The sequence below is a fragment of the Psychrobacter sp. PAMC 21119 genome (assembly GCF_000247495.1).
Taxonomy (GTDB): domain Bacteria; phylum Pseudomonadota; class Gammaproteobacteria; order Pseudomonadales; family Moraxellaceae; genus Psychrobacter; species Psychrobacter glaciei.
Window position 1 is genome coordinate 119,515 of record NZ_AHVZ01000010.1, and the last position, 11,614, is coordinate 131,128.

General features: G+C 43.7%; 9 protein-coding genes. 6 read left to right on the forward strand and 3 right to left on the reverse strand.

From position 1 onward, the window contains the following. Positions 1-77 precede the first annotated feature (77 nt). Positions 78-1,007 (reverse strand): LysR family transcriptional regulator, encoded by a 930-nt coding sequence (locus RH96_RS03825; protein ID WP_026037115.1) that lies wholly within the window; start codon positions 1,005-1,007, stop codon positions 78-80. A gap of 170 nt (positions 1,008-1,177) precedes the next feature. On the opposite strand from RH96_RS03825, the gene hppD reads away from it, so the two are divergent. The 5 genes from hppD to ppc all read left to right on the forward strand — a co-directional run bounded on the left by hppD (position 1,178) and on the right by ppc (position 9,055). Then, a complete protein-coding gene (gene hppD / locus RH96_RS03830; RefSeq protein WP_010197502.1) occupies positions 1,178-2,278 on the forward strand; it encodes a 4-hydroxyphenylpyruvate dioxygenase in 1,101 nt (366 codons plus the stop codon). A 442-nt stretch (positions 2,279-2,720) separates the two neighbouring features. Next, positions 2,721-3,683: a phenylalanine 4-monooxygenase gene (gene phhA, locus RH96_RS03835; RefSeq protein WP_010197505.1), complete on the forward strand. Its 963-nt coding sequence runs from the start codon at positions 2,721-2,723 to the stop codon at positions 3,681-3,683. Positions 3,684-3,964: 281 nt separating this feature from the next. Further along, positions 3,965-4,306: a 4a-hydroxytetrahydrobiopterin dehydratase gene (locus RH96_RS03840; RefSeq protein ID WP_010197509.1), complete on the forward strand. Its 342-nt coding sequence runs from the start codon at positions 3,965-3,967 to the stop codon at positions 4,304-4,306. 92 nt (positions 4,307-4,398) lie between these two features. After that, positions 4,399-5,787 (forward strand): Na+/H+ antiporter NhaC family protein, encoded by a 1,389-nt coding sequence (locus RH96_RS03845; protein WP_010197522.1) that lies wholly within the window; start codon positions 4,399-4,401, stop codon positions 5,785-5,787. 487 nt (positions 5,788-6,274) lie between these two features. Next, positions 6,275-9,055, forward strand: a complete 2,781-nt coding sequence (gene ppc, locus RH96_RS03850) for a phosphoenolpyruvate carboxylase (RefSeq protein WP_010197525.1) — start codon at positions 6,275-6,277, stop codon at positions 9,053-9,055. Positions 9,056-9,242: 187 nt separating this feature from the next. Here ppc and RH96_RS03855 read toward each other — a convergent pair whose 3' ends face one another. Next, a complete protein-coding gene (locus RH96_RS03855) occupies positions 9,243-9,776 on the reverse strand; it encodes a peroxiredoxin-like family protein (RefSeq protein ID WP_010197534.1) in 534 nt (177 codons plus the stop codon). A gap of 279 nt (positions 9,777-10,055) precedes the next feature. Between RH96_RS03855 and RH96_RS03860 the strand changes: the two genes are divergently transcribed. After that, positions 10,056-10,664 (forward strand): TetR/AcrR family transcriptional regulator, encoded by a 609-nt coding sequence (locus tag RH96_RS03860; protein ID WP_010197537.1) that lies wholly within the window; start codon positions 10,056-10,058, stop codon positions 10,662-10,664. Positions 10,665-10,838: 174 nt separating this feature from the next. Here the strand turns inward: RH96_RS03860 and RH96_RS03865 are convergent, their stop codons facing one another. Beyond that, complete coding sequence (locus RH96_RS03865) at positions 10,839-11,492, reverse strand: DsbA family oxidoreductase (RefSeq protein WP_010197539.1); 654 nt, start codon at positions 11,490-11,492, stop codon at positions 10,839-10,841. Positions 11,493-11,614: the final 122 nt, after the last annotated feature.

The following is an 11,614-nucleotide window of genomic DNA, read 5'->3' on the forward strand; positions in this document are numbered from 1 at the left end:
AGTGTTATGCAAATTAAGTGTTATGCAAATTAAGTGTTATGCAAATTAAGTGTTATGCAAACTAAGTATTGTGCAAACTAAGTATTGTGCAAATCATCAAAATGATCGTTAAAATACGTCTGTAAAAATTTCTTGAAAGCAATAGTGGCAGGGGATAGCGCACGTGAGGAGCGTTGATAAATAAAGAACTGTCGCATCTTAACAGGCTGGGACAAAGGTCGCATTTGCAAGCCGTTGGCACTGACCCAGTCGATAACCTCAGGCATGTAGGGCAAGCATAAAGTAATGCCAAAGCCTTGACGGGTCATCTCAAGGGCGGTAGACATAAAATTCACTTTATATCTTGCCTGCTGGATATGGCTGGCGATCTGATCGTCCAGTTCCGCTGTCACTTGTTCAATGAAAGGACCTTGCAGTGTGATGAGCGGAATGTCTAATAAATCTTGCCACGTTATCTCACGTTTTCGCGCTAACGCATGGCTGTCAGGCATGACCACACAAAATGGCAGCTGATATAACAAATCAGCGTTGACATCGTCATCAGTCTCCATAAAACCAAGCTCAGTACCGACACCCAAATCGACTTCAATGTCTTGAATATGCCTAAGTAAGTTTTCTGCTGAACAGTCCAATAACGACACGCCAATCTCGGGGTGTTGTTTGGAAAACTGAGCGATAACTGCTGGCATGGATGAGGCTGCGAACTGCGAAACGGCTAGCCGTACTTGACCTTGCGCCAAGCTGGTCAAACTACTCGCCTCATTTTCGAAAAGCTGCATTTCATTCAAAATACGCCGTGCTTGCGGCAACAAATGCCGTCCAACTACCGACAAAGACAGCTGACGGGTAGTACGGTCAAATAACACAATACCGAGGCCAGATTCTAATTCTTTAATCAATCCGCTAACGGCAGATTGGGTCAAGTGCATCTGGTCGCTGGCACGAGTAAAGCTACCGTTGTCAGCGACTTGGATGAAAGCGGTGAGTTGGCGAATGCTGATATTCATAAGTAAACCTGATAAATAAATCATAAAAAACAATTAGTCTTATAAATAAACCTAATCTAATATAAATGCATCGTCAATAAGAATTATTGATTGAGAGTATTTTCTCATAGTGCTTTCTCATACTGTTTTTATGATTTTTAGACCACCAATTGAAATTAAGGATGATTACAATGGCAGATTTATTTGAAAACCCAATGGGCTTAAATGGGTTTGATTTTGTTGAATTCGCATCACCTAAACCGGATGCTGTCGAGGCATTGTTTAAACAGCTTGGCTTTGCACACGTGGCCAATCATCGCTCAAAAGACGTTGCGCTATACCGTCAAGGTGACATCAACCTTATCCTGAATCGTGAGCCAAAAAGCCAAGCCAGTTACTTCGTTGAAGAGCATGGCGCGGGTGCTTGTAGCATGGGTTTTCGGGTGCAAGATTCCAAACAAGCCTACGAGCATGCAATTGAGATGGGCGCGCAGCCAGTAGATGTGCCAACGGGTGTGATGGAGCTGCGCCTTCCTGCTATCAAAGGTATTGGCGGTTCATTGATTTATCTGATTGACCGTTATAAAGATGGTGAATCTATCTATGACGTCGACTTTGAGTTTTTTGCTGATGTAGACAGAAACCCTATCGGACACGGTTTCAAAGTCATCGATCATTTAACCCATAACGTTTACCGTGGTCGCATGGCTTATTGGGCAAACTTTTATGAGCGTGTCTTTAACTTCCGCGAAATTCGATTTTTTGACATCAAAGGTGAATATACGGGTTTGACCAGTAAAGCCATGACAGCGCCTGATGGCAAAATTCGTATCCCGCTAAATGAAGAAGCGAAGCAGGGCGGTGGTCAAATCGAAGAGTATTTGATGCACTTTAACGGTGAAGGTATTCAGCATATTGCTTTGGCTAGCGATGACTTGTTTGCCAGTATCGATAAGCTAAAAGCGGCTGGTATTCCGCTAATGACCGCACCAAATGATACTTATTACCAAATGCTGGGCGAGCGTCTACCGGGTCATGGCGAGACTGTCTCTGAGCTACAAATGCGCGGTATCTTGCTCGATGGCACGACTGAGGGTTCTGTCCCACGTCTGCTGTTACAGATTTTCTCTGAAACTATTTTGGGCAGCCCAGTGTTCTTTGAATTCATCCAACGTAAAGGCGATTACGAAGATGGTTTTGGCGAAGGTAACTTTAAAGCCTTGTTTGAATCTATCGAGCGTGACCAAGTGCGCCGCGGCGCGGTTGGTCAGCCACAGACTGAAACGCCATAATTTACGCTACATTTAGGGAAAAGTTAATAGGGTCTGTTGGACATTCAAATATTAGGACTGCTGATCGCTAAAATCATCCTAAACTAGGCGTAAACCGACGATAATGTCGAGACCTTAGCTAGGTTTACAACAACGTTTGGGGTGATTTTAGCATCAGCCTTTCAGGGCAGGGCTATTTTTTGCCAATACATGGCGAAATTGTCTAACCTAGAACGACTAGGCGTCAAAAATTTCACTGCGTATTGTCTAAAAAATAGCCACTGCCAGTGCCACATTTGAATGTTCAACAGACCCTAAAAAAACGGGCAGGATGAAAGTAATTTGTCTTGCCCATAATGAGCTCTGCACTTTGTAATGTCGTGAAGCCAATGTGATGGTTCAATCATCATTGAACGCGACTAACAACATTTGAAGCGCTAACTGCAATAAAAGGAACACAGGCATGGAACGCCTATCACATATAGATTCTCTTAATACCGCCATCGGTGCCAATAGTGTCGCTTCTAAAACACTGAACAATGATGCTGCTAGCCACGATGACACTGCGCATAAAAAGAGTGATTCTACTCCCAAAAAACAACCTTATGTGTCGCATCAGCCGGACAGTCATGGTCATATTCACTATAGTGACGATGAAAATGGCATGTGGCAATCGTTACTTGAGCGGCAAGCCGAACAAATACCCAATCGTGCCTGCCCAGCCTATCTAGACGGTTTGAAAAAGCTGGATTTGCCCGCCACCCGTATCCCACAATTGCATGATATCGATGAGGTATTGCAAGCGACTACTGGTTGGCAAACTGCTGCTGTCCCCGCGCTAATAAGCTTTGGCAAGTTTTTCAAATTGCTTGCCAATAAATCCTTTCCCGTTGCAACTTTTATCCGTCGATTTGATGATATGGATTATATCGAAGAGCCTGATATTTTCCACGAAATCGTCGGACATTGTCCGCTACTGACACACCCTGCATTTGCAACTTTTAACGAGACTTATGGCAAGCTGGGTCTCAATGCCAGCAAAGAAGAGAGATGGTTTTTGGCACGGCTTTATTGGTTTACCATCGAGTTTGGTTTGGTTGGACAAAATCAAGATAACCGTCGAATCTATGGCGGTGGCATCTTAAGCTCACCATCTGAGACCATTTATGCACTCAATGCTAGTTCTGAGCAGCAAGCAGAACATCAGTCTCAACATAAACCCCAGCCTCAACCAGAACATCGAGCGTTTGACTTGCTTGATGTGTTACGTACCCCTTATCGTATCGATCATATTCAGCCGATTTATTATGTCATTGATGATTTGGATACGTTATTCGATATCGTTAACAGCGACATCATGGGAATGGTCAAACAAGCCATGTCACTGGGATTGTTTGAGCCCGCTTATGCGGCAAAAAATGCTTAGGGCGTGTCTTCAATTCACTCGATAGTCATCTGAATGGGCTAAAAATGGCTAAATCTTGCCAAACATCGTCAAATAGCTGGTTAATATCCCGATATTATCTGCACTCTTTTTCTTGTTTGACGGCAGTTTATCTCATTTTTATCACCATTTTTGAAATGAAGACACGCCCTAATGCATGGTTGGGAAGCACAGCATTATTTAAATCATGCAGCAATAAGAACAGCGTCAACACGGACGTATATTTACTAAAAAAACAACGATCAACATAAAAGGAAATTATAATGACGACATTATCACAAGCCAGCTGTGAAGCCTGCCGTATTGGTGCACCAACAGTTGAGGATACTGAGGCAAGCGAGCTATTACAGCAAATTCCGGATTGGGCATTGATTGACGTTGATGGCATCAAGCAATTACAACGTCAATATAAATTCAAAAATTTCGTCAAGGCGATGGCGTTTGCCAATCAATTGGCAGACATTGCTGAAGCAGAAGGGCATCATCCAGGCATCTTGGTAGAGTGGGGCAAAGCCACCGTGACGTGGTGGTCGCATAGTATTAAAGGGCTGCATCGCAATGACTTTGTCATGGCTGCAAAGACCGATAGCCTATTTGGTAAGTGATGAGGGTAGCAATAAGTATTGCAACTCATTAAACTTGCCACACTCAAAGCCAACCTCTATGCCAGATATAGCTGGCAAGCTAAGGACGTGTGATGCCGCCAAAGATATTAACCCAAATTTCGCCTCAACTTGCTTTTATGATTTCTGCCATTGTCATCGCCATCATGGGTGTCACCATGATTGGCTTTGGCTGGGTACCACATTTATCATTGATTCTCGCTATCTGTGTCTTGCTAGGCATCGGTCTGTTCAAAGGGTTAAGCTTTGATGATATGCAGTCGCAAATGGCATCAGGTGTCATGCGTGGTATCGGTGCCATTTATCTATTTTTCTTTATCGGTTTGATGGTCGCCGCCTTGATGATGTCTGGTGCCATTCCAACGCTGATGTATTTTGGCTTTCAGCTGATTTCACCTGAGTATTACTATATCTCTGCCTTTGTGCTGACTTCTATTATCGGTATTGCTTTGGGCAGTAGTTTGACCACTGCCGCGACATTGGGCGTGGCTTTTATTGGGATGAGTAATGCGTTTGATGCCAACGTGGCGATTGCGGCAGGTGCTGTGGTTTCAGGCGCATTTTTCGGTGATAAAATGTCGCCATTATCGGACACCTGTACCATTGCTTCATCGGTGGTGGGTATTGATTTGTTTGAGCATATTCGCAATATGATGTACACCACGGTACCAGCGTGGATACTGACAGTCATCATTTTTTGGTTTTTCTCAGGTCAGACTGCTGGCTCTGATTTAAGTCAAGTGACTATCTTGCAAGGGCAGTTGATTGAAAGTGGACTGGTACAAGGCTATGCGGTATTGCCTTTTGTCGTGCTGGTTGGATTGGCTATCTTTCGCGTCAATGCTATCTATACGATTATCTGTACCATTATTGCGGCATTGATTATTACTTATTTGCACAGCTCACCGAGCTTTGGACAATTAGGTGGGTATCTATTTGCAGGGTATGCACCCGCTGAATCATTAGAGCTGGGTGAAGTAGGGGGCATGCTATCGCGCGGCGGTGTGCAGAGTATGTTCTTTACTCAAGCGATTGTGATATTGGCACTCAGTCTTGGTGGACTACTAACGGCATTAGGTATTTTGCCAGCACTGTTATTAGGGGTCAAAGACACATTAACCACATCAGGACGCGCCATATTTGCCGCTGCCATGTCTGCTTTAAGCATCAACGTACTGATTGGTGAGCAGTATTTGAGTATTTTATTATCGGGTACTGCCTTTCGTCCGACGTTCGAGCGTTTGAATTTACATCCTAAGAATCTGTCCCGTACGATTGAAGATGCCGGTACGGTTATTAATCCGTTAGTGCCTTGGAGTGTGTGCGGTGTGTTTATCAGCCAAGCGTTAGGCGTGCCCGTGCTTGATTATCTGCCTTATGCGTTCTTCTGTTATTTGTCGCTACTGTTGACGATATTATTTGGCTTTACAGGGGTGACTATCAGTCGAATAGAGAAGCACTAAATCGATAAGAATGTAATGACGTCAGATTCTATTTTTATGAGCTGACTGCTTATGACTATCTCGACATTACATCATAATTATCATTGATGACACGCCTCAAATATAGCCTCGTAGTGCAAGCTCACGAAGCTTTTTGCTAAGTTTTGGGCTGGTGTAGTCAGTGAAAAGTAATATCGATACATCTAACATCAGGATATTGACCAGCTATTTGACGCAGTTTGGCAAGATTTAGCCATTTTTAGCCGATTTAATCGCTTTCGTTCAGATTGAGGACAAGCCCTAGTGTGAGTCTGCAATTCTAGAGCTTGGTTATGTTATCGAGGTTCGATAGTTTTGCTATGGTTAATGTGGTAAATTGCTTGGGCAGCTAAAATAATAAAAGTGGATTATTCATATCAATAAACAGCCATAGGTTAAGCAACTAAAATCATAACTTTACTAGGTTACTCACTCATTGGTACTCACTCATTTAATAAGAAGGTTAAGGATGATACTAGATAATAATGTACTACGTAAACGCACCAGCTTGTTGGGTTCATTGCTTGGCGATGCCATCTCTCGCCAATCTGGTGAGCAGACGCTAGATACGATTGAGACGCTGCGCAAAGGCTTTATTCAGCAGCGCCGTGAGCCTAACGAAGCCCATAAGCAGCAGCTCATTGACTTTATTGCTTCTTTGGACAATCAAACCTTAAAAAACGTCATACGCGGCTTTTCTATCTATTTTTTCTTAGCCAATTTAAGCGAAGAGAATTACTTGCGTGAGCAACGTCACGCGCAGCGCATGCAGTCTGAGCAAAGCTGGGAAGGCTCGTTTCGTCGTACATTGCTTGAGTGTCGTGAGCGTAATATCGAGCCTGCTCAAATGCAAGAGCTGATTGATCAGCTAAAGTTTACGCCTGTATTCACCGCGCATCCTACCGAAGCTCGTCGCCGTACCACGATGAACATCTTACAAAGTCTATTCACGCATAGCGATGCCTTAAACAATTTGACCGAAAACAGCTTTGCATACGAGCAAGCCAAAGAGCAAACGGCGCAAACGATTGACTTGTTATGGTCATCTGATGAAGTGCGGACGCGTAAGCCATTGGTATATGACGAAATAAATAACGGCTTACACTACTTTAATGCCAGCTTGTTCAATGCCATCCCAAAAGTATATCGTAATATCAAAAAAGCCATTGTTGATATCTATCCAGAGCTGACAGACTATCCGTTACCTGCATTTATGAGCTTTGGTTCGTGGATCGGCGGCGATAGAGATGGCAATCCTTTCGTGACTTTTGAGACCACAGAGCTTGCCGTATTAATGCATGCGGATACTGTGTTGCGTCACTACCAAGTACTACTAAAAAAACTGCGTCGCCAGCTCATCCATAGTGATACGACTGTCACCGTTTCACCTGATGTATATGCCAAAATCACCAGTTACGGTGAGCTTGATCAGCGTGTGTTTGATTACAATCTCGATGACTATAGCAATGAGCCTTATCGTCGACTGCTCTCTGTCATCCTTACTAAAGTCAAAGCCACCAATCGCCGCATTCAGAGCAAAGGCACTGATGTTGAGGCCGAAAAGGATGCTTATCGCAATCCAGAAGAGTTATTAGAAGATTTACGCATCATCCGTCATAGCGTGAATACACATGATACGGCACATGCAGACGGGTTATTGCTCGATATGATTCGTTTGGTCAAAACCTGTGGCTTTCATTTAGCAGCGCTCGATATCCGTCAAGAGTCCTCGTACCATAGCGAGGTTATTGCTGATATTTTTGCCAGTGCCTCCAACCTACCAGATTATCAAGCGCTAAGCGAAACCGAACGTCAAGAATGGTTGACACGCTTGCTAGAAAAACCAGGCACGCCACTTATCTATACCGATAACTTGACAGACAAAACACGTGAGCAATTGTCACTGATGAATTCAGTCGCAATGTTACGAAAACTTGTTGGCGCTGACACCTTTGGCAGTTATGTGATCTCGATGACCAATAATGCTAGCCAGCTACTAGAAGTATTGCTGCTAATGCGGTTTGCAGGCCTATGCAGGCTTGATGATGAAGGTCAATTGTCTGCTGACTTACCAGTGGCACCGTTGTTTGAAACCATTGAAGATCTTAAGAACATCGATAAGATTTTACCTGCCGTGTTAGACAATCCACTGTATCGCGGGTTGCTGCAACACTCAGATAACACCCAAGAAATCATGTTGGGTTATTCAGACTCCTCGAAAGATGGTGGTATTATTACTTCTGCGTGGCAGCTTTATAGCGCACAGCAAACCATTAATAGCATTGCTGAAAAATATGGCATCAAAACCCGCTTATTCCATGGTCGTGGCGGTTCAGTGAGCCGTGGTGGCGGGTCAACGCACAAAGCCATTGCTGCGCAACCAGCGGGTACACTGCATGGTCAGATTAAAGTGACTGAGCAAGGTGAAGTTCTCTACGCCAAGTATGCCAATACTGACACCGCTGTATTTGAGCTAACTATGGCGATCACGGGCACACTCAAAGCCTGCTCCTCAAGGTTCGTGGTGCAACCCACTGAGCTGCCAAATTATGAAGACCTGTTTGCACGCTTAGCAGATGCGGGCGAGCAACGTTATCGCGAGCTGACCGATCATACTGAAGGGTTTTATAAATTCTACTCGCAAGTGACCCCAGTACAAGAAATCTCTTTATTAAATATTGGCTCACGCCCAGCCCATCGTAAAAAAGGCCTGCCAAGTAAGACGACTTTGCGAGCCATTCCTTGGGTGTTCGGTTGGTCATTGGCGCGCTTCACTTTACCTGCTTGGTATGGCGTCGGTAGTGCGCTGCATAGTGTCAAAGCTGACGAAGCACTAATGAAAGAGATGAATAAACACTGGCCATTTTTCAGCGTATTTATCAGTAATATCGAAATGGCTTTTACCAAAGCCAATATGAATATTGCACAGGCCTATAGCCAACTATGTGATGATGAACCGTTACGTGAACAGATTATGACAGCAGTCACCGATGAATACACGCTGACCAATTCAGGCTTAAACTCCTTGCTTGAACAAGACTCTTTGTTATCCAATCAACAAAACCTTGCGGCATCCCTGCAATGGCGAGACGCTTATCTAGACCCTATTAACTATATACAGATTGAGCTGTTAAAGCGTGCCAGACAACAAGATACGATGGAATATGCTGACCATGATGATATCAACGTAGAAGACCCATTAATCCGCAGTATTAATGCACTGGCAGCGGGCTTACGCAATACCGGTTAGCACTGCTAAGCATTGATTAAGTTTAGGGTCTGTTGCGTTGATCTATGTAAAAAGCCCCTCAAACTGTATAGTTTGAGGGGCTTTTGATGTTTTAATATATTATCTTTTTTTGCTATCGCGTTTAGGGCGTGTCCTTATTTTAAAATGAGAATATGCCCTAGTAGTAGCCGTGGTATTTTTATGGCTATTAATGCGTGCCGCGAATCGGGTAGTCATTTCCTCGAATATAAGACAACCCACTGGCAAGCGATTCAAGCTCAGGTCGAGCAAAAGGCGCGTTAGAGATATCAATGATATGGATGTCTCCTTTCGCATTGATAACGAATACACCAGGCTCTGCAAAAGGATGATCGGTTTCTTTTTCTGAGCGTGGATCAGAGATATAAAGCCCTAGCGTGTTCATCTGCTCAACTGTCAAACCGTAAGCGATCGGGAAGTTAATGTCTAATTCTTCTAGATGGGTTTCTAACTGCTGTTTACTATCAGCTGATACGGCAATGATATCGACACCAGCATCGGCAAATGACGTTTTGACCGTTTCTAATTGGTTAAGATATTTAGTACAAATCGGGCAGTGCTTGCCTCGATAAACAACCACTAATTTCCAATCGTGACCATTTTCAGGCTTACCCAACGATTGCATTTCGCCATCTCGCATTTGTACCTGTAGATCAGGGAATTGAGAACCGGCGCGAAGTTTTTGAGAGTCATTTGATTGCATATTTTTACCCTTTGAATTTTTATAATAATGTGAATAATGAAAGCTAAAAGATTTGATTATTAAATCAAGCTTCTTATAGTCAGTCAATTATGATTTGTTTAGTGTTTATGAACGAATTTTACATAAACCTCACCTAACACTCCATTGGAGGCTAGTTGACCTTACTTTAACTGGACTTGAGTAATCATTCAAGTTAAAATTGAATAATTACTCAAACGATACGATATAGCCATATTGACTTCATATAGGAGTCATGGCTTTGAGAAATTGGAAAATATTATGTCACGTACTACGCTATATAATCGTCAAGAAGCCTTAGAGCGCGCTATACAGCTGTTCTGGCAAAAAGGCTTTCATGCCACCTCTCTAAAAGATATCGAGCAAGTCCTCGATATGCGCCCGGGTAGTATCTATGCTGCATTTGGTAATAAGAATGGACTGTTTCAAGAAGCGCTAGAGCATTACGCCCATGCCGCACTGATGGAGCTTGAACGCGTACTAGCTAGCCATGAGTCACCTTTATTAGGTTTGGCAGCTTATATGCGTCAACTGGGTGGTATCCGCGACCAAAAAATACCAAGTCGGGCCTGTATGTTGGTCAAAAGCTTACTGGAGCTTGGGGCTCGAGAGCAGTCAGCATTAGATAAAGTAGAAAAACTATTGGCTGGCTTGGAGACACGCTTTACGGAATGTTTCATTGAGGCGCAGCGGCTGGGGGAGATTGATAGTGAGCTTGATGCGGTTAGGCTAGGACGTCGTTTGCAGGCAGAAGTCATGGGACTACGTGCCTTTGCTCAGCGTGATGTCGATAGTGCTGCGGTGCATGCGCTGGCGGAAGACATGGCATCTTCTATAGAAGAGATGCGCAATGACTCGTTTGCTAGCTGAGTATGTTTGCTAGGCTAAAAATCAATCAGCATTGTCCATTCATTTTATAAATGCATAAAACCTAAAAAGGGCTACTCGAAGTTTAAAGCTTCAAGTAGCCCTTTTATTTTAAATGAGGACACGCTCTAGTAGCTGCGCTTTAAAAAAGACTTTAGCCCTAACGAGAAATACCAATTAATCTGGCAGTTCTGCTAGTTGCTGCAAGATGTTTTTGAAATTCTCAACGCCTTGTGCGCCGCTCACCAAATGTTTTTGATTAAAAATAACAGAGGGTACGCTTTGAATGCCTTGCTGACGCCACTGCTGCTGGGATTGACGTATCTCTTCAGCAAAGCGTTGATCTGTTAGCACCGCTAAGGCTTCGCTACGATCTAAGCCAATCTCCGCTGCAACATCTGCCAGCACTTCTGTGTCAGCGATATTTCTAGCGTTGGTAAAGTGAGCGGCAAATAGGGCTTGCTTTAAATCATGCATTCGACCTTGTTGATTTGCCCAATGCAATAACTGATGCAAATCAAAGGTATTATAAGTGCGAGTTTCTTCGGTGAAATTAAACTCAAAACCCACTTCTGCACCAGCATTAGTCATCATTGCGCGGCTAGCATCAGACTCTTCCTTGCTTGAGCCGTACTTCTTAGCGATATGCTCACGCAAGTTCTGGCCTTCAGGTGGGGTGTCAGGATTCAGATCAAACGGATGCCAATGAATTTCATGGGCGGTGTTCGTTTGCTTGAGTGCTTCAGCCAATTGTCGATAGCCGATGACACACCAAGGGCAAACCACGTCCGATACGATATCTATTCGTAATGGTTTTTCTGAATTATTCATAGTGATTCCTTATCTTTTTAGTTTTCAATTAGGGTCTGTTGAGTATTCAAATGTGGAACTGGCAGTGGCTATTTTTTAGACAATACGCAGTGAAATTTTTGACGCCTAGTCGTTCTAGGTTA